Below are 19,750 nucleotides of genomic sequence, written 5' to 3'. Positions count from 1 at the left end.
ATTTCAATTTAGTTGCATACCAGCCTGTACCTATTCTTTTCAACTCGTCCCCCGCATTTGACGCAGAGATTGCAATACTGTAACCAAGTGCACACGACAAAAAGCCGACCTTTGGATAACCAAAGATCAGCTCTGTATTTTTAAACAATATTTTATGTTTCAGCGGCTACAGTTTCTTACCTGAACCAAATGCAATCACATACCCATCCGGATCTTTAATCTCAAAATCCTTTCAGCTCCCCCAGTCTGTAATCCATTATTATCGTTAAGGCTAGTGCTCTTTTCTTTGATCCAGAAGGTTTCGAACAGCCTGCAAGCGAAGAGGATCTATAGGTTTCAGCGCATCACCCTCTACTCTAACTGCTGAACCGAAATGTACCCGCCTCACACCTGTTTGTTGTACAAAATCGCTTATCCCTTCCACCGTTAATCCACTACCTGCCAGTATGTTGATAGATCGCTCCGCAGTAAGCTGTTCAAGCGCAGCAATACGCTCCGCGCCCTTAGGGGCTGTACTCTCGGCTCCTGATGTTAGAATGTCAGTAATTTGAGGATAACGTATCAATATTTCTAACGCCTCAAATTGATCCCTCACCACGTCAAACGCTCGATGGAATGTCACCTCCAGACCCTGTGCAGCCTGAAGCAGTCGTTGAAGTGCCTCTTCGTCAATCGTTCCGTCAGATCGTAACATGCCCATAACAACAGAGAATCCGCCGATAGATGCGATATGCTGAATATCCCTCTCCATAGTTTCTATATCATCCTTATCGTAATAAAAGGATCTGGCGTGAGGCCTAACCATTACTCTGACCGGGATCGAGACGGCTTCGCGCACTTTTTCTATTAGTCCCAGACTGGGTGTTAATCCCCCTTCACTAATCGCTGTGATCAGTTCAATTCGGTCAGCACCATAACGTTCGGCCAGCACTGCATCACTTAATGTTGTAGCAATAACTTCTAGTAACATTGTTGTCTCTCCTTTATTCATCTTAGAACCTTGCTTTCTGCTATTTTCTTCATCCGCACATTATCCTAACCCACATCCACATAAACACGCAAAAAAGATCTTGATCCTCTACAAACACTAGAGAATCAAGATCTTTCGTTCTTAAAATATCCTTACGCCCACCACATACCCTGAGGCTGGTCACGAATAAGAATGGATTGCAAATTGGTTACTGCACGTTGGAAGCCTTCGTCTACCGTCATAAGAGGGTCTTCATGCTCGATGCTGACCACATAATCATAACCGTAAGTACGTAGCGCACTCATGATATCCGACCATTCAGATATGCTGTGTCCACAGCCAACGGAACGGAAGGTCCATGCGCGGGTCTGCACATCGCCATAAGGCTGCATATCTGTCAGACCATACATATTGATGTTGTCCTGATCCAGGTACGTATCCTTGGCATGGAAATGATGGATTGCGCCGGCTTTACCAAGAATCTTGATTGCGCCCACAGGATCGATGCCCTGCCACCACAGATGGCTCGGGTCTAGGTTCGCGCCGATCGCATCGCAGGTTGCTTCTCTAAGCTTCAGAATTGTATAAGGAGTATGGCAGAGGAAACCACCATGAAGCTCGATACCGATCTTAACGCCATGCTCTTCGGCCAGCTTACCGATTTCCTTCCAGTAAGGGATCAGTTTATGCTCCCACTGCCAGGTTTTGATGTCGCTGTACACGGTAGGCCAAGGTGTAACTGGCCAGTTCGGTGCTTTTGCATCGTCGCTGTCTCCCGCGGTTCCCGAGAAAGTATTCACTACCTTAACGCCCATTAGCGAAGCTAGCTTGATCGACTTACGCAGAATTTCGTCGCCATCACGAGCTTCTTCTTTATCCGGCGAAATCGGGTTATTATGGCAACTGAATGCACTGATCATAATGCCACGTTTCGTGAACTTCTCCAGATATTCCTTACGTGCTGATTCGCTGGCAAGCAGCTCATCTGTTGGACAGTGGGCATTTCCCGGATTGCCTCCTGAACCGATCTCTACCGCATTCAAACCAGCAGCAGCGATTTTATCAAGCATCTCATCAAGAGTTAAACTTCCAAATACAGGATCAAATACACCTAACTTCATTTACAAGACCACCTTTTCTTTAATAGGTTCCAAAGCTTCGGAATGTCCGTACACAGGATAATCACGTTTCGTTGGTGCACACCAGTTCACGCCATTGATGATCACTCTTTGGATTTCTTTATTGTAATAGGTTGGATAAGATTCATGGCCGGGCTGGAAATAAAAGATCTTCCCGTTCCCGCGACGATAGGTCGATCCGCTAGGGAACACATTGCCGCCTTCAAACCAGCCGACAAAAATAAGACTTTCTGGTGCTGGTACATCAAAATGTGCACCGTACATTTCCTCTTGCTCCAAATCGATATATTCGCCAATGCCCTCAGCAATCGGGTGACTTGGGTCCATGACCCAAAGACGCTCTTTCTCCCCTGCTTCACGCCACTTTAGATCGCAGCTGGTGCCCATTAACTTCATGAATATTTTGGACATATGACCCGAATGAAGCACCACTAGCCCCATGCCTTGAAGCACTCTTTGGTGAACACGATTTACAATCTCATCACTAACTTCTTGATGGGCGACATGTCCCCACCAAATCAGTACATCCGTGTTATCCAGCACTTCTTGTGTCAGTCCATGCTCCGGTTCATCCAGCGTAGCTGTCTGAGCGTCCAGTCCAGCCTCCTGAAGGAAGCTTGCCAACTGTCCGTGAATCCCTTGCGGGTAGACTTTGAGAATTCTCTCTTCCTGCCGTTCATGGCGGAATTCATTCCATACCGTTACTCTGGTCACTTTGGACACACTCCTAGTTCATAGTTATCTATGTCGTTAAACCTGATCGTTTATTCAAAAAATACAGGCATGCCAGTCTCAGAGGATTTATAAATAGCCTCCAAGATACGGGTAACAACGAGCGCCTGCTCTGGCTTCACTACAGGCTCGGTGTCATTGACGATGCTTTCGATCCACTGAGTAGCCTCCGTCAATGCAGGATCATCTCCCGCACCATCATAAAAGTCAACGCCACCGGCTTCCAAGCTAATATGCTTCTCATATGTCTTGCCGTATTCTTCTCCGTTGATGCGCAGACCGTCTTCCATATCCGCTCCACCTTCAGTACCGCAAAGCACAGTCTTAGCTTCACCAACATCAAGTGTATTGAGCGCCCAGCTTGCTTCGAGAACGATGCTAGCTCCATTCTCCATAGTAATGAATCCAATGGCGGAATCCTCAACTGTAAATTTCTCAGGATCCCACGGGCCCCAAGCGTTCGCAGCATTTTTACGACCGGACAGCTTATGATAAGCGTTACCCACAACATATTTAGGTTTGTAGTTATCCATCATCCACAGGGTCAAATCGAGAGCATGAGTACCGATATCAATTAATGGTCCTCCACCTTGTGCTTCCTCATCCAGGAACACGCCCCATGTTGGAACGGCACGACGACGGATCGCTTTAGCTTTAGCGTAATAAATCTCTCCAAGACCATTATTCTCGCATACCGTATGCAGATAAGCGGAATCTGGTCTGAAACGGTTCTGGTAACCGATGGTTAGCTTCTTCCCAGTTCGCTTTGAAGCGTCGATCATTGCTTGTGCTTCTTCAGTGGTTTTAGCCATTGGCTTCTCGCACATTACATGCTTACCTGCCTCCATTGCCGCAATGGAAATCTCCGCATGGGAAATATTCGGTGTACATACATGAATTACATCTATACTTGCATCTTTAAGAAGTTCTGTATAATCCGTGTAAACTACAGAGTTCTCATCCCCAAACTCCGCCTTTGCCTTTTCTGCACGCTCAGGAACGATATCGCAAAAAGCAACCATTCGCGCACCTTCAACTTTTTTTAATGCTGGCATATGTTTGCCGTTAGCAATGCCTCCGCAGCCGATAATTCCTACTGTTAATGTCATCTTTGTCTTAACCTCCACTTGTTCCTGTTTTGATATCTCTATCATACAAAGCCCGGGGGCGTCTTTCTTCCTGCATTCTTGCTGTATTATTCCCGAATATTGTCTTATGGTATTTTAGGGGTGATATCCCCGTAGCATCCTTGAAAAAATGATGGAATGTCTTCACGCTGCCAAACCCGGCAGCTTCCGCCACCGCAGACATCGGCAAATCTTCATTGATTAAGATCCATTTGGCTTTGTTAAGGCGATATTCGTTTAAGAAAGCTATAAAGGTCATACCAGTATTCTTCTTGAACAGCTTGGTAAAATAATACGGACTAAAGCCCATATAGCTAGCTACCTCATTCAGCGTAATGGCTTCCTGGTAATGCTGCTCTACATAGATAAAAATCCGCTCTAATCTTTCCAGTGTTTCTCTAGACTGGTTCAGCGTATCTTCCGAGAACTTAGGCTGTTTATTGAGTGTACTCTTCGGCACTTCCCGTAAAATAACGGTCAATAGTTCAAACAATCTTGCTTTGATTAAGTAAGCGTACCCATCTCTTCGCTGCACGTCTTCCTCATAAATACTCTCAATCAGCCCTTTGATCTTCACGGCGGTTGCCTCGGGCCATTTTGAACTTGAATGCTCCATAAGCGTAAAAACCTCACGAAGCGAATAATCATTTCCACTCAAGGCTGCGACTTCCTGAAACAGGTTAAGATCGAATTGAATGACTACCCGTTCGCTTTCAGGTGAGGCCAGAAAATAATGGACATCCCCACCGTTGATAAATTGAACCTCACCTTGCTCCATGTGAATAGGGGTATCATTTATTCCCAGATTTAGACTTCCTTTAGTTACATATATAATTTCAATTTCTTTATGCCAATGCGGATAGCACAGTGTATCTCCTCCACATAGTAAACTTCTAAAAGGAAAATGCTTATCCACATCTGGAATTTCGAGATAAATATTCATAAGCGCAGCTCCTTATCCGGTTAAACACTAAACCAAACGATGAACATGTCAATCCGATTTCACGTAAGCGTTTACTGTCTAAATGTTAGACCTCTACTATTCTTTTGTCAATTCTGGGTCTCTATATTCTTAATATCCTACTCCAGCTACATTTCTCCCTCTTACACACCACTTTAACAGAGATTTTCTGGTAATTTAATCGGTTTCATACTATTAAAAAATAATTACCTTTCATGGTTCTTATCCCTCACATATTTTTTAAGTGGAGTTGACAAGCATACCTGCCAGGATTTATATTCAGGGTAAGCGTTTACGTAAATCTTTTCAAGGAATTTGATTTTCAAAGCGTAAACGTTTAATCTAAGGCTAACCGTAATCTAAGGAGCACGTATGAATGAACCCAACCATTAAAGATGTTGCACAAAAAGCGAACGTTTCCATTGCAACAGTCTCTCGCGTGCTAAACAATTTAAGTGGGTACTCCGACAAGACGAAACAAAAGGTAAATGAAGCTATCAAAGAACTCGGCTATCAACCTAACGCGATTGCTCGTGGCCTAATCAATAAGCGTACCCAGACCATTGGTGTAATGTTCCCAAGTGTTTCTGGAGCGTTCTCCTCTGATCTGCTTAAAGGCATTGAGGAATTGGCCAATGACCGCAATTACAGTGTAATGGTCTGTAATACCGACCAGGATGGTAAACGAACATTAAAGTACTTACAACTCTTAAGGGAGAAGCAGGTTGATGGCATTATTTACTCTAGTGAGGTCTTGAAGAAAGAGTATTACGATGTGCTAGAAACCATGAAAATCCCAGTTGTGTTGGTTTCCTCCCAAACGGAATTTGCCAGTGTACCTTACGTGAAAGTAGACGATTACCAGGCTGCTTATGATGCTACCCTCTACTTAATTTCCAAAGGTCACAGCAAAATTGCCATGATCAGCGGAAATCCAAGCGATGCTATCGCTGGTGCACCCAGAGCTGAGGGATATCGTAAAGCGCTTGAAGCAAGTGGAATTCCTTTCGACAGCCGCTATCTCACCTTTGGAGACTTCCTGTATGAAAGCGGGAGCATTGCAATGGAAGCTCTCTTGGAGCAAGCCCCTGATGTCACTGCCGTCTTTGCCGCTAGTGATGAAATGGCGATTGGTGCTCTTTCCACGGTCATCAAATATGGTTTAAGTGTTCCCGACGATATATCCATTATGGGTTATGACGATCTTGGAATGGCGAAAATGATTATTCCTCCGTTAACTACAGTGCGTCAACCACTGTACGATATTGGTAAGATCGCCGTGGAGAAGCTTATTCAGATGATTGAAACAGGCGAGACTGTGGATAGCAAAATTGTCGATCACTTAATCGTGGAAAGACAAACGGTAAGATCACTTACCTGAGTCTTTTTACCCCTTTTACGTAAACGTTTACTCTCTCTATTGGTAATGCATATCTGCCGCCGATAAGTAGCAGAATATCAATTAGTTTTCATTTACGTACATGTTTAATCTCTTACATGTTCATAATACCAACAAATTATTAGGAGGATTTAATCATGAAAAAAACAATCAAACCCGTAGTGGTTAGCGTACTGGCAATGTCCGTACTTAGTGCCTGTGGTAGCAATGCGGCTGACAACAGCGCAAATAGTGGTGGAAATGCCTCCTCCGGTGACAAGGTAAAAGTCGAGTTTTTCCAAAATAAAACCGAAGCCAAAGCCACCTTCGACAAGCTGGTTGCGAAATTCAATGAAGCCAATCCAAATATTGTTGTCACACAGGTTAACCCGCCAGATGCTGAAACGGTATTGAAAACTCGTGCAGCGAAGAAAGATATTCCTGACGTGGTAGGGATTGGAGCAACTGACACCTACAAGACGTTATCTGGCAGCGGTCTTTTTGAAGATTTCACAGGCGATCCACTCGCTGAGAATATCCAGCCAGCATATCTTCAAATGCTGAAAGACTTAACGGGTTCGGACGAACTGAATGGTCTTCCATTCTCTTCAAACGCAAGTGGTGTCATTTACAATAAAGCGATGTTTGCTGAAGCCGGTGTTACTGTTCCAACTACTTGGGATGAGTTCATGGCTGTCGCTCAAAAGTTCAAGGACAGCGGTAAAAATGCTTTTTACCTGACACTGAAGGATTCATGGACAACACTTACGCCGTTCAACTCCCTCTCCACGATCATTAAAGGGAATGATTTCTTCAAGGAGCGTGCGGCAGGCACTGTAACCTTCGCAGACAGCTTTAACGAGGTTGCTGAAAAGCTGCTTAAGCTGACGGAATACGGACAAAAAGATATCTTTGGTAAAGGTTACAATGACGGAAACACAGCATTCGCTAAAGGTGAATCAGCAATGTACCTGCAAGGCGTATGGGCGATCCCAGAAATCGTGAAAGCCAATCCATCCATTGAACTTGGCGTATTCCCATTCCCAGCAACAAATGATGCTGCCGATAACAAAGTCATTTCTGGCGTAGATACGTTGCTGACGATTTCCAAGAACACTAAACATAAAGAAGAAGCAAAGAAATTCGTAGACTTCCTGCTTCAACCTGAGAATGTTAGCCTATACATCAATGAGCAAAAAGCATTCCCAGCTGTACAAGGTGTAACACAAGATGATCCAACGATGGATGGCTTCAAAGAAGCGTTTACCGCTGGCAACTTGGCTGACTTTGCTGACCACTACATCCCAAGTGCGATGAAAGTGGATACCATCAACCAATCCTTCTTGCAAAAGAAAGACATTAAAGCTTACCTAGAACAGCTTGATAAGGAATGGGATAAAGTAGCTAACCGGAAATAAACTGATCAGACAAACATGAACCGCGAAAGAGAACGGGGCTTCCCCTCTTCTCTTTCGCTTTTACAATGAGGAGGATTACATGATGGCCAAACGCCGAGTCGCCTTTTATCTGATGACTATACCGGCATTACTTCTTTTCTTTGCCTTCCATACCTTTCCTGCAATCCAGGGTATATATTATTCGTTCACGAACTGGGACGGCTTTAGTGACAGCTTTGATTACGTAGGATTTAAGAACTTCATTAACATTTTTCAAGATGAAAATGTGTTGAATTCATATGTGTTCACTTTTAAATATGCCATTCTAACCACTATTCTTATCAATATCATCAGCTTGTTGATTGCGCTTGGACTTAACGCCAAAATTAAAGCTAAAAACTTTTTCCGTGGCGTATATTTCTTGCCGAATATCCTCAGCGTATTGATTGTTGGTTTTATTTTTAACTACTTGTTCGCTAATGTATTCCCTATTTGGGGTGCGAAACTCGGCAGCGAATTCCTATCACAGAACATTCTCGGTAACTCCGACTGGGCTTGGATCGGTATCGTCATTGTAGCCGTTTGGCAGGGGATTGCTTATAACACGATTCTCTATCTGGCGGGTCTTCAAACCATTCCTCATGATCTTTACGAAGCTTCCAATCTGGACGGCGCTAGCCGCTGGAGAGAATTCTGGAGCATTACGTTTCCAATGCTTGCTTCCTTCTTCACCATCAATATGGTGCTCGCGATGAAGGGCGGTCTAATGGTATTCGACCAAATCGTTGCCTTGACAGGCGGGGGTCCGGGTCGTTCAACGCAATCCATTGCCCACTTAATCTACACCGGCGGCTTCCAAGGCGGAGAATTTGCCTATCAATCGGCGAACGCCGTGATTTATTTTATCGTGATTGTCGTTATCTCCGCCCTTCAGCTTAAATTTCTGCAGAAACGGGAGATGGACTTATGATCAAAAAATCAACCAACTGGCCTGTAACGATTCTTATCGCCCTAGGCTCAATACTGATCCTGTTTCCGCTGTACATGACCATTGCCATCGCACTCAAGAATCCCGAGGAAATGGCTCAATCTATCTTCTCTCTGCCAACTGGCCTGCATTTTGAGAACTTCTCCAATGCCATTAAGGCAACGAATTTCTTCAATGCCTTAGGAAATAGTACCATAATTACCATTACAACAGTCGTGTTCATATTACTTACCAACTCCATGGTAGCCTATGCTATTGCACGTAATATGAAGCGAAGATTTTTCAAAGTGCTTTACTTCTATTTTATTAGCGCAATGTTTATTCCTTTCCAAATTATCATGCTGCCTGTAGTCAAAGTGACTACGGACCTGCACATGAACAACATTGTGGGAATTATTATTCTTTACGTTGTTTATGGTCTGGCCTTTAACGTATTTGTATACACCGGTTATATCCGTTCCATTCCGTACGAACTGGAAGAAGCGGCTACAGTAGACGGTGCATCGACATTCGGAACATTCTGGAAGATTATTTTCCCACTCCTTGCTCCTGTCAGTGCAACGATCGGTATCCTGTCTTGTCTATCGACTTGGAATGACTTTATGCTACCGCTGGTTCTGCTCGGCGATCAGGATTCTTACACGCTACCGCTGGTACAATATGTGTTCCAGGGGCAGTTCAGTACAGATTTCAACTTAGCATTTGCTTCATATCTGCTCGCATTAACCCCGATGCTCATCGTCTACTTGTTCGCACAAAAATGGATTATCAGCGGACTAACATCAGGGTCCATTAAATAAAACAGCTAGATCTATACAGAGATAGGAGATTATAACCTTGGAAAAGAAATGGTGGAAAGAAAGCGTAGTGTATCAAATCTACCCCCGCAGCTTTAAAGACAGCAACGGGGATGGCATTGGTGATCTGCAAGGAATTATTTCGAAACTCGATTATTTAAATCATCTTGGTGTTGACGTGGTATGGCTGTGCCCAGTATACCAGTCGCCTAATGACGATAACGGTTATGATATCAGTAATTATCAAAGTATTATGGATGACTTCGGAACACTCTCCGATTGGGAAGAACTGCTAGCTGGACTTCACAGCCGTGGCATGAAGCTGATTATGGATCTCGTGGTTAACCATTCCTCAGATGAACATGCCTGGTTCGTGGAATCCCGTAAATCACAGGATAATCCTTATCGTGATTATTATATCTGGCGTCCTGGTAAAGATGGACAGCCGCCGAACGACTGGGGCTCCTTCTTCAGTGGGTCGGCTTGGGAATACGATGAGAAGTCGGAAGAATATTATCTCCATCTCTTCTCTAGAAAACAACCGGACCTTAATTGGGAGAACCCAAAACTCCGCCAGGAAATCTACGATATGATGACCTGGTGGCTGGATAAAGGAATTGACGGATTCCGCATGGACGTGATCAACCTGATTTCCAAAGTACCGGAATTGCCTAGCGTTGCTGGGGAAAATAACGCGGACCAGCCTACGTACCATTTCGGAGGAGACTATTTCGTTAACGGTCCACGCGTACATGAATATATGCAGGAAATGAATCGTGAGGTGCTATCCAAGTACGATATCATGACCGTAGGCGAAGCTGTTAATGTCACTCCAGAAGAAGCTTCACTGTATGTTTCCGAGGATCGTAACGAGCTGAACATGGTATTCCATTTTGAACTTATGGACGTCGATTCCGGGCCTGGAGGCAAATGGAATGTACAGCCTTGGAAGCTGGCGGACATCAAGTCCATTATTTCCAAGTGGCAAGTCGCACTGGATGGTAAGGGTTGGAACAGCTTATATATGAACAACCACGATCAGCCGCGTATGTTATCCCGCTTTGGGGACGATAAGCTGTTCCCGAAAGAGTCTGGCAAAATGTTAGCAACACTGCTTCACACGCTCCAAGGTACACCTTATATCTATCAAGGTGAAGAAATCGGGATGACGAATGTACAGTTCGCTTCCATCGACGACTACAAAGATATTGAAATTCTAAATATGTATAAGGAATACTTAGCTGCTGGACACTCGGAAGAAAAAATCATGAATTCCATTTACATCAAAGGCCGGGACAATGGCCGTACACCGATGCAATGGAACTCCGAGCCACAAGCAGGATTCACCACCGGCACTCCGTGGCTGACTGTGAACCCTAACTACAAGGACATTAATGTGGAGAGTGCGCTGGCTGATCCTGATTCTATTTTTTACTACTATAAGAAGCTAATTGAGCTTCGTAAGCAGCATGAGATTATCGTATACGGAAGTTATACCATCTTGGCTGAAGAGAATGAGCAGGTCTATGCTTATCTACGTACTCTTGGAGAAGAGCAGTTGCTGGTTGTACTGAATTTCTTTGGAAATTCTACAGTATTCGAGCTTCCTTCTACTGTGAAATTCCAAGCGAAGGAATTGCTCATTGCCAACTACGAAGTAAGTGCAGAAGAAGAAATAAACACGATTCAGCTTCGTCCTTATGAAGCTCGTGTATATAAGCTTAAATAATAAAATCCATCCGATCTGTCAGCAAAGATCAATGGTAAAACTACAAAAAGGAGCCTCTCGGCTCCTTTTTACTTATTTATTTGCTTGTAAGAACTTTAAAATTCCACCTTATGTAGGTAGCTTAACCTTCTGTGTTAATAATCCCATAATGAATAAGGTCATCATATTTATTTTCTTTATAGATATGCTGCATGAGTATGCCTTCCTTCACCATTCCACATTTCTGCATCACTCGCCCAGAGGCGGGATTTGAAGCAAAGTGTATTGCAAAGACTTTATGATAATGCTTTTCTGAAAAAGCAAACGCAATGACCGCTTTTGTTGCTTCAGTCGCGTACCCTTTCCCCCAATATTCCTCACCGATCCAATATCCAACTTCACCATTTCTGTGCGCTTGCTTATTTGTCAGTCCTATAGCTCCATAAAGCTCGTTTGTATTTTTATCCGTAATGGCAAACTCATAGGATTTATCATCGTTAAAATGATCTTCATGCGTTTCAATCCAGGATATCGCACAATCCAAGGAATATGGATAAGGAAGAGTCAACGTGCTTTTGTAGATATTATAATTATTGCAGAGGTCAGAGACACGTTTTGCATCAGATAATTCAAAAGGTCTCAAAATAAATCTTTCGGTCGTCATTGTTCTTTTCTCTTGATTGAACATTGTTTTCCCTCCGCTCTAGTATCTCTCACACCAACGGCATCGCCAAACTTATCTTCTCAGCTTCTATCACTATCGCTGTTAGTCCTGTCTCCGTGCGTGTCTCATGCCACTCGCCCTTGTCCCAATACACGGCAGAGCCCGCACTGACTGGAATTTCTGCTTCTTCCCCAGCTCTGACCCAGCCTTCTCCGCTAACGACCAGAAACAGCTGTGGAGTCGGAGCCTGATGCCAGCCCACAAGTCCATTCACACCCAAGTGCATACAACCAACATGTGGAGAAACCACCTCTGTCAGTATTCTCGACATATATAGCTGCTGGCTGCCGAATGCATCAATAGACTTACCGACTTCTTCTGAAAAACTAAATACTCGCATTTTAGACGGATCCTCCTACCGCTACTGGATTCACCTGTACCTGCCCTGCATTCAATTTCTCAATAATCGCCAATAAGAAGGTTTCGGCTAGACTGCTTTTTTTAATGGCTTCCGCGGCCTCTTCCAAAGCAAACCACTCTGCATGATCCACCTCAGCACTCATCTGACTTAAATCCTCCGAATCTGCAACACCTATAAAATTCAGCATCAGCGTATTAGAAGGCGCGAAATACAAACTGCGCATATATTCATAGGCTACAATGTCAAGACCTACCTCTTCTTTTACCTCACGAATAAGTGTCGTCTCTGCATCTTCACCTTTATTCACGTATCCTGCAAGCAATATATAATCTGGTCGGTTATACTGCTGGATTAATAGAATCTTATTCATCTCTCGGTTTAATACTGCTGTACTGATCGCTGTGCTAAAAATAGGGAATCGGAACATTTCGCATGTTTTACAATAAGGTACCTGCCCTTCCCCATCGTTTTCTTTCATTTCTAACGCAGTTCCGCACTCTAGGCAATATTTCAAGCTGATCTCTTCCTTCTATAATAAAGTAGTCAATACCTATTCCAGTTGAGGTGGAATACGATGCTGTGTAGCTTGTTCAAATCCGTAGGCTATGGATAGGAGCGTAGGCTCACTATAGGCTTTTCCAGAAAAAACTACACCAAAAGGGCCTCTAGTAGGATCACCGTCGGCATCAATAATGCCATGAGCAACAAATCCAGCTGGAACGGCAACTAACGGATAGCCCAAACGTGCGGCAATATACATCCCATCTACATCACCCGGCAGCAATAACGCATCCAAACTATATTGTTCCAACACGTAGTCTATTCCTTGCTCAAGCGCTAATTTCCTATATTCTTGTTTCTTTTGCTGGTATTCCTCTTCAGTCAATGTTATTTCTTCTGACCTAGTTAATGTGTCTTGCCCATATTGTAAGGCGATTTCAGCATGGCTTTCATTGTATGCTATCAATTCTTGCAAAGAGTGAATCGGAACAGAATCATCTACTTGGGATAAGTAGGCATTAAGCCCCTTTTTAAATTCATAACAGATCACATCATTATTCCAGTTTTGTTGTTCAACGTAAAGCGTAACTGGATCTATAATTGTAGCGCCTTCGTTCTTCAAAGTCTGGATCGCTGCTTCCATCAACGAAAGTCGCTCTGCATCTAAATGCTTGTAATAATGCCGTGGGATGCCTATTCTTGCTTTCCGTATAACGCTTTTATCTAAATATGGAGTATAGTCCGTAAAAGCATGCTTCTCACTTAAAAATGTTGCTTCATCCTTGTCATCTACGCCCGTTAATGCCCCCAAAATAATCGCTGCATCCGTCACCGTTCTTGTTATAGGCCCAGGGGTGTCTTGGCTAATCGAAATCGGAATCACTCCAGCACGACTGACTAATCCGGCCGTTGGTTTGATCCCGACGAGCGCATGTTGGCTGGCTGGCCCAACAATCGATCCCGCGGTTTCTGTTCCGATCGATGCTGCTGCCAAATTCGCCGCAATCGCTGCCGCAGGTCCAGAACTAGATCCGCTGACAAATACGTTCCCAGGTCCATATGGATTCAGCACAAGCCCTCCACGTGAGCTATATCCAGCTGGCATTGAACTGGACATAAAATTAGACCACTCCGACATATTCGCCTTTCCAAGTAAAACAGCCCCTGCCGACCGAAGCTTCGCAGCTACGAAGGAATCTTGTGCCGCAAATGATCCTGCTAAAGCTATGGAGCCAGCACTCGTATGCATCTTATCCGCTGTATCTATATTATCCTTCAACAATATAGGAATACCGTGTAGACTTCCCCGGCTTCCTTGTTCCTTACGTTCAACATCCAGTGCTCTGGCAATCTCTATAGCCTCAGGATTGATTTCTAAGATTGCGTTTATGTCTATATCGTACTTATGAATCCGTTCCAAATATACTGCTACCAAATCCTCTGAGCTGACTACTCCTGCTTCCATAGCCGCTTGCAGCTTTGCAATATCCGCTTCTATTATCCATTCCTGAAGTTTGATCTTCATTAGAGCAGCTCCTTCAAGTATAATCGCCTTCGGCGTCCTTATATTTCAAAATAATGTAACTCTCCCTAGCATAAACCTACCATACATTCTTAGGTCAATGACATGACCAATTTGACTATAATTATTTAAACCTGTGATTTGACTCCCTTGGCTACAGATGATAGGGTATTTTCGAAGTTAAATTTTTCCGGGAGGGAATGCCCATGACGGAAGTAAAGCTCAGTATCGGATACGACGAATTCGAAGAAGGCCAAAGAATTGGCACAGAAATTGAGAAGCTTAGCAGCAGCCCTGAAAGTTCTTCGTTGACAAGTCTAATCATCGGTGATTGGGGGCAAGCCTACGAGAATAGTTCAGAAGAGGTTGTAGAGGCACTCGTTACGCATAGTGCTAGTTTCCCTGCTTTGCGTAAGCTTTTCATAGGCGAGATGGGGTATGAGGAATGTGAGATTTCTTGGATTACCCAAAGCGATCTTTCGCCACTGTTACCCGCTTTTCCAGAGCTACAATCACTCACGATTCAAGGTGGGAACGAGCTGAGCCTGGCAGAACTCAAACACGACAAGCTAGAAGAACTGATTATTATCAGTGGGGGCTTAAGTAAAGCCGTTCTTGAACATATTGCAACTAGCCAATTACCGAATTTACGCAAGCTGGAGCTATATCTGGGTGTAGACAATTACGGATTTGACGGCAACCTCGCAGATCTTCTCCCTCTTATAGAAGTAGGGAAGTTCCCTAAGCTTACTTATCTAGGATTAAAAAATAGCCAAATCCAAGATGAGATCGCAGGTGCATTAGCAAATGCTCCTATTCTGGATCAACTGGATACGCTCGATCTTTCGCTCGGTACCCTAAGCGACGAAGGGGCTGAATTGCTTCTAGCCAGCGACAGAATCAAAAAATTAAAAGCATTAAACCTAAGCCATCATTATATGTCTGACGAGATGATTAACCGCTGGAAACAGAGTGGATTGCCTGTTGATGTCAGCGACAAGCAGGAAAGCGACGATGAGGAAGACTGGCGTTATCCTTCCATCACAGAGTGAGCCTCTCATGAGGCCGATGATCATTATCGGTATTCCCGGTGATAAACGGACTAGCGGTATCCAGCAAGCGCGTTCCGATCTCGGAATGCCCCCTGCCCTTATTTTATCGTACACTGAGTTTCTGCAAGGTAGATCATTAGGTGATCTTATGGAAGAGCAGAAGAAGCAGATATCCAGTCAGCCCTCCATTTATAACGGAATAGATCTTAGTACAGCTCCCCCGCTGCTGAGACTGGAATCACCTGGAAGCAGCTTTGAGGTAGAACGAGCCTTAATCGCTCTAGGTGCACCAGATTCGGATGATATGGACGATTCGCTTCATCCCTACGCCGATAGACCTGACCCGCGACCACTCCGTGTGAAGGTCGCTCGTCAATTGAAGGAAATGCAGGGGGTTATGCATCATCCATCCCAATGGTTCCGCGGCTACTGCCGAATGCTGGCTAGACTACAACGTGAGGCGACAATCGCATATCCAGGTTCGCTATGGTTAAATGATCCTGCTGACATTGCCGCCATGACCGATAAACGCCAGACACAACAGATTCTAAGTGAGGCAGGAATTCCAGTCCCTCGCCCAGTAGGCGAGGATCAACAGCCTACGGATTATACCTCTCTCCGGGAGATGATGTTATCCCGGCGAATGCACCGGGTATTCATTAAGCTGGCCTTCGGCTCTGCGGCTTCTGGGGTGGTCGCCTATCAAATCCATCCCGTGACCGGTGCCGAAATCGCCTTAACAACTGTGGGGGTCGAGAATTACATCACTCGACCACCCATTTACTATAATTCCGGTAAACTGCGACGGTACACAGATACTGTCACGATCTCGGGAATTATGAATTGGATCTACCAGCACGGGGGTTATGCTGAGCAATGGATCCCTAAAGCGGGGCTTAAGGGAAAAGCATTTGATATTCGCCAGCTAGTCGTTCTCCGCGAGGCCTGCCACGCGGTTGCTCGGGTCAGTCCTACTCCGATTACGAATCTGCATTTACGCAACCAGCGGATGTCTCTTTCGGAAGCGGGTCTGTCTGAATCCGTACAGGAGCAGGTGCGGAATACCGCCCTGCAAGCACTGGCTGCTTTTCCCCGTTCCGGGGTAGCCGGAATAGATGTACTGGTATCCGGGGGTTCTCAGCAGTGTTTTGTCGCTGATGTCAATCCATTTGGCGATTTGCTCTACGATGTGAAATACCGCGGATGCAGCACCTACGAATGGGAAATGAAGGTATTGTCGGCTAGAGACTATATCACGCCTCCCTCCACACCGCTTATAAAGGAAGGTTTATCTTAATGGATATGAACACCATCGTCGGCACGCATGATATTCTTATGATCACACTCGATACGCTTCGTTATGATGCTGCTGTAATGGAAGAAGCGAACTGTCCCAACTTGTGCGGGACCGGATCATGGGAGAGAAGACATACCCCAGGCAGCTTTACTTATGCGGCTCATCACGCCTTCTTCGGCGGCTTCTTGCCTACGCCGGCCACAACGGATAAGAGCGAGCATATCCGCATGTTCCATTCCAGAAATACCGGGATGAAGACACATCCCCATACCTGGCTATTCGATACACCGGATATTGTGTCTGGGCTTGCTGCTGAGGGCTACCGCACAGTATGTATAGGGGGCGTTATTTTTTTCACCAAAAAAAATCCACTCGCTCGTGTGTTACCAAGTTATTTCCAGCAAAGCTACTGGCGGATGACGTTCGGGGTCACCAATCCGCGTTCCACAGAGCATCAGGTGAATCATGCCTTGAAGCTGTTGAAGGATACTCCGGGCCAACAAAGATTGTTCATGTTCCTTAATGTCTCTGCCATCCACGGGCCAAACCACTATTTTATACCTGGTGCTAAAAAAGACTCCGTAGACAGCCAGCGCGCCGCACTACGATATGTGGATGGTGAACTGGGCCGATTATTCGACGCTTTCCGGGAACGCGGTAATCCTACCTTCTGTTTGGCGTTTTCCGATCATGGGACCGCCTTTGGCGAGGATGGCTATCAGGGGCATCGCCTAGTTCACGAAACCGTATGGAATGTCCCCTACCGCGAATTTATTCTATAACAAGGAAAAGGAAAGGATGGAGCACTGTATGACGTTATCGTCCTTCTCTTTAGAAGAACTTCACAAATGGAAAGACCAAATTACGGCTTACCCTTACCGATCTTATCTGTATTCCTATCCACACAAAACAGCTTACAGGGATCTACAGCCTCCGCTTCCACTAGAAGCCTTATGGCGAGATGAGCCTGCAGAATCCTTTTTTTTATATATGCATATTCCTTTTTGCGGCGCTCGCTGTGGATTCTGCAACCTATTCACCCTGCCTGATAAACGAGCGAATGTTCACGCTACTTACGTGGACGCGCTAGAACGTCAAGCCAAGCAGTGGGCAGCATTTACCGATCATAAGCCGTATGCCCGCTTCGCGATTGGTGGTGGAACGCCTACATTGCTGGCGGCAGATCAGCTTCGCCGTTTGTTCCACATTGCCGTTGATACGATGGGACTGGATACGCGTACAGCCTCCATCTCGGTGGAAACTTCCCCCGAGACTCTTAGCGAAGAAAAGCTAAATATTCTGAAAGAATATACAGTAGATCGGGTTAGTATGGGCATCCAGAGCTTCGTCGCTGCTGAATCAGCAGCCATCTATCGCCCCCAAAACCCGGATGTGGTGTACCGGGCACTGGAGCTGCTGGGGAAATATGATTTTCCTATTCTAAATTTGGATCTGATCTATGGTCTTCCGGGGCAGACCGTCGACTCTTGGCTGTATTCACTAAATCAGGCGCTTAGCTATGAGCCAGAGGAAATCTTTATTTATCCGCTCTACACCCGTGAGCATACGATTGTGAAGCCTGACGATATCCAGCGTCAGGAGGATATTCGCCTAGATTGCTACAAAGCTGCTGGACAGTTGCTTAAAGCTAGAGGTTATCGCCAATATTCCATGCGTCGATTCGCCAAAGAAAGCGCGGGAACAGACAAACCTATTATCGATTATAGTTGCCAAGAAGAAGGGATGGTTGGATTGGGCTGCGGGGCTAGATCCTACACGCGCCATGTGCATTACGCTTCTCGTTACGGGGTGAGCCGTAAAGCAACCGAAAGCATTATTGCTGATTACGTCGCAGCGGATCGTTACGATACGGCTGATTACGGCATTGTGCTAAGTCTAGAGGAACAGAAGCGCCGCTTTATTCTGAAGGCAATTTTACATAGTGAAGGTCTGAGGATAGAAGACTACAGCCTGCGCTTCAAAAATTCGCTCTGGGATGATTATCCTGAGCTGTCGAACCTGCTTCAAACTGGCTTGGGAATGGAAATAGATGGCGTACTGCGCCTCACTACCGAAGGCATGGGCTACTCTGATTCGATTGGGGATTGGTTTATTTCAGGAGAGATTCGGGAGCAAATGGAAAGGTTCGTATTACCATGAATTCCGTTCTCTATTACCGCGGATCTCTCACCTCTTGCAATTATGACTGCCCCTACTGTCCTTTCGGCAAAAATAAGGACAATGCAGCCACTCTCGCCAAGGATCGGCAAGGGCTGGAAACCTTTGTCGAGTGGGCCTCTCTGCAGGGTGCAGCTGGCCACAGGCTGTCTATCTTTTTCAATCCTTATGGCGAAGGGCTGATTCACCGCTGGTATAAAGAAGCGATGATTTCACTCTCCAATATGGAACATGTGGAAAAGGTAGCGATTCAGACTAACCTATCAGCAAATCTTGATTTCATTCATCAGCTGAATCGAAACAAAGCTGCCTTTTGGGCTACTTACCACCCCGGACAGGTGAGCGAGGATAAATTTCTAACGCAATGTATGGCTTTGTACGAGAATAATGTACCTTTCAGTGTAGGAAGCGTTGGGATTCGCAGTGCCTTTCCAGCTATAACCTCGCTTCGCGCAGCATTACCAGAGAGCGTATATCTATGGGTCAATGCTTATAAAGATAAACCAGATTACTATACAGCCGAGGATCTTTCCATTCTGAGCCAGATTGATCCACATTTTGCCGTGAATGCTATGGATTACGAGAGTCTGGGGCAGACCTGCAATGCAGGAAAAGAAGTCTTTTATGTACAAGGTGCTGGACTGGTGAAACGCTGTTATAAGGACAGAGGTGTCATTGGCAACCTCTATCGCGATGGCTTGGAAGGTCTGTCCGCTATAAGAAGCTGCCGAATGAAGGTGTGCGACTGTTATATCGGTTATATCCATATGCCAGAGCTGAAGCTGCAAGACATCTATGGATCAGGTCTGCTGGAACGAATTCCTTATGGGCTATGAATCATTGAAGCGAGAATTGCTGTAAGGTAAACTGCATGTTAAATTTCAAGAAATAGAGCCCTGCCAGCATTTCTAAACAGGG

The 19,750-nt window shown here is 45.1% G+C and carries 19 protein-coding genes; 10 read left to right on the top strand and 9 right to left on the bottom strand.

What is annotated here, in order from left to right:
* Nucleotides 1-271 precede the first annotated feature (271 nt).
* From ACN6KS_RS05565 to ACN6KS_RS05545, 5 genes are all read right to left on the bottom strand, one after another.
* Nucleotides 272-970: a copper homeostasis protein CutC gene (locus tag ACN6KS_RS05565; RefSeq protein ID WP_094876342.1), complete on the bottom strand. Its 699-nt coding sequence runs from the start codon at nt 968-970 to the stop codon at nt 272-274.
* 152 nt (nt 971-1,122) lie between these two features.
* Entirely contained in the window at nt 1,123-2,091 is a 969-nt protein-coding gene (locus ACN6KS_RS05560) for a sugar phosphate isomerase/epimerase family protein (RefSeq protein WP_094872503.1), read from the bottom strand.
* Nucleotides 2,092-2,823 (bottom strand): ThuA domain-containing protein, encoded by a 732-nt coding sequence (locus ACN6KS_RS05555; RefSeq protein WP_042124690.1) that lies wholly within the window; start codon nt 2,821-2,823, stop codon nt 2,092-2,094.
* 50 nt (nt 2,824-2,873) lie between these two features.
* The gene (locus tag ACN6KS_RS05550) at nt 2,874-3,950 is read right to left on the bottom strand and encodes a Gfo/Idh/MocA family protein (RefSeq protein ID WP_094872501.1); all 1,077 of its coding nucleotides are present in this window, start codon (nt 3,948-3,950) and stop codon (nt 2,874-2,876) included.
* A gap of 7 nt (nt 3,951-3,957) precedes the next feature.
* Nucleotides 3,958-4,911 carry an AraC family transcriptional regulator gene (locus tag ACN6KS_RS05545; RefSeq protein WP_094872500.1) on the bottom strand — a complete coding sequence of 318 codons (954 nt, stop codon included), beginning with the start codon at nt 4,909-4,911 and terminating at the stop codon, nt 3,958-3,960.
* Nucleotides 4,912-5,305: 394 nt separating this feature from the next.
* On the opposite strand from ACN6KS_RS05545, the gene ACN6KS_RS05540 reads away from it, so the two are divergent.
* The 5 genes from ACN6KS_RS05540 to ACN6KS_RS05520 all read left to right on the top strand — a co-directional run bounded on the left by ACN6KS_RS05540 (nt 5,306) and on the right by ACN6KS_RS05520 (nt 11,218).
* Nucleotides 5,306-6,310 carry a LacI family DNA-binding transcriptional regulator gene (locus tag ACN6KS_RS05540; RefSeq protein ID WP_076284001.1) on the top strand — a complete coding sequence of 335 codons (1,005 nt, stop codon included), beginning with the start codon at nt 5,306-5,308 and terminating at the stop codon, nt 6,308-6,310.
* Nucleotides 6,311-6,465: 155 nt separating this feature from the next.
* The gene (locus ACN6KS_RS05535; protein ID WP_094872497.1) at nt 6,466-7,725 is read left to right on the top strand and encodes an ABC transporter substrate-binding protein; all 1,260 of its coding nucleotides are present in this window, start codon (nt 6,466-6,468) and stop codon (nt 7,723-7,725) included.
* A gap of 82 nt (nt 7,726-7,807) precedes the next feature.
* A complete protein-coding gene (locus ACN6KS_RS05530; RefSeq protein ID WP_036680400.1) occupies nt 7,808-8,674 on the top strand; it encodes a carbohydrate ABC transporter permease in 867 nt (288 codons plus the stop codon).
* Nucleotides 8,671-9,492 (top strand): carbohydrate ABC transporter permease, encoded by an 822-nt coding sequence (locus ACN6KS_RS05525; protein ID WP_179281684.1) that lies wholly within the window; start codon nt 8,671-8,673, stop codon nt 9,490-9,492. Before ACN6KS_RS05530 ends, ACN6KS_RS05525 begins: the two co-directional genes overlap by 4 nt.
* A 37-nt stretch (nt 9,493-9,529) precedes the next feature.
* Nucleotides 9,530-11,218, top strand: coding sequence for a glycoside hydrolase family 13 protein (locus tag ACN6KS_RS05520; RefSeq protein ID WP_440961541.1), 1,689 nt, complete (start codon nt 9,530-9,532; stop codon nt 11,216-11,218).
* Nucleotides 11,219-11,339: 121 nt separating this feature from the next.
* Here ACN6KS_RS05520 and ACN6KS_RS05515 read toward each other — a convergent pair whose 3' ends face one another.
* The 4 genes from ACN6KS_RS05515 to ACN6KS_RS05500 are packed head-to-tail and all read right to left on the bottom strand — an operon-like array spanning nt 11,340 to nt 14,308.
* On the bottom strand, nt 11,340-11,885 hold the full coding sequence (locus tag ACN6KS_RS05515; protein WP_440961540.1) for a GNAT family N-acetyltransferase: 546 nt from the start codon (nt 11,883-11,885) through the stop codon (nt 11,340-11,342).
* A 25-nt stretch (nt 11,886-11,910) separates the two neighbouring features.
* Nucleotides 11,911-12,261 (bottom strand): cupin domain-containing protein, encoded by a 351-nt coding sequence (locus tag ACN6KS_RS05510; protein WP_440961539.1) that lies wholly within the window; start codon nt 12,259-12,261, stop codon nt 11,911-11,913.
* Between the two features lies 1 nt (nt 12,262).
* Nucleotides 12,263-12,796: an NAD(+) diphosphatase gene (locus ACN6KS_RS05505; RefSeq protein ID WP_440961538.1), complete on the bottom strand. Its 534-nt coding sequence runs from the start codon at nt 12,794-12,796 to the stop codon at nt 12,263-12,265.
* Between the two features lie 36 nt (nt 12,797-12,832).
* A complete protein-coding gene (locus ACN6KS_RS05500) occupies nt 12,833-14,308 on the bottom strand; it encodes an amidase family protein (RefSeq protein ID WP_440961537.1) in 1,476 nt (491 codons plus the stop codon).
* 203 nt (nt 14,309-14,511) lie between these two features.
* Between ACN6KS_RS05500 and ACN6KS_RS05495 the strand changes: the two genes are divergently transcribed.
* Genes ACN6KS_RS05495 through ACN6KS_RS05475 form a run of 5 tightly spaced genes read left to right on the top strand, consistent with a single transcriptional unit; the run spans nt 14,512 to nt 19,668 of the window.
* Nucleotides 14,512-15,357 (top strand): STM4015 family protein, encoded by an 846-nt coding sequence (locus ACN6KS_RS05495; RefSeq protein ID WP_280788911.1) that lies wholly within the window; start codon nt 14,512-14,514, stop codon nt 15,355-15,357.
* A complete protein-coding gene (locus ACN6KS_RS05490; RefSeq protein ID WP_440961536.1) occupies nt 15,320-16,654 on the top strand; it encodes an STM4014 family protein in 1,335 nt (444 codons plus the stop codon). The genes ACN6KS_RS05495 and ACN6KS_RS05490 overlap by 38 nt, the downstream gene beginning before the upstream one ends.
* Nucleotides 16,654-17,436, top strand: a complete 783-nt coding sequence (locus ACN6KS_RS05485; protein ID WP_440961535.1) for an STM4013/SEN3800 family hydrolase — start codon at nt 16,654-16,656, stop codon at nt 17,434-17,436. Before ACN6KS_RS05490 ends, ACN6KS_RS05485 begins: the two co-directional genes overlap by 1 nt.
* Before the next feature lie 28 nt (nt 17,437-17,464).
* Nucleotides 17,465-18,814, top strand: a complete 1,350-nt coding sequence (locus tag ACN6KS_RS05480; protein ID WP_440961534.1) for an STM4012 family radical SAM protein — start codon at nt 17,465-17,467, stop codon at nt 18,812-18,814.
* Nucleotides 18,811-19,668, top strand: coding sequence for an STM4011 family radical SAM protein (locus ACN6KS_RS05475; protein WP_440961533.1), 858 nt, complete (start codon nt 18,811-18,813; stop codon nt 19,666-19,668). The genes ACN6KS_RS05480 and ACN6KS_RS05475 overlap by 4 nt, the downstream gene beginning before the upstream one ends.
* Nucleotides 19,669-19,750: the final 82 nt, after the last annotated feature.

Source organism: Paenibacillus nitricinens, assembly GCF_052056485.1.
Lineage (GTDB): Bacteria > Bacillota > Bacilli > Paenibacillales > Paenibacillaceae > Paenibacillus_AQ > Paenibacillus_AQ nitricinens.
This window is presented reverse-complemented; position numbering and strand designations above follow the sequence as displayed.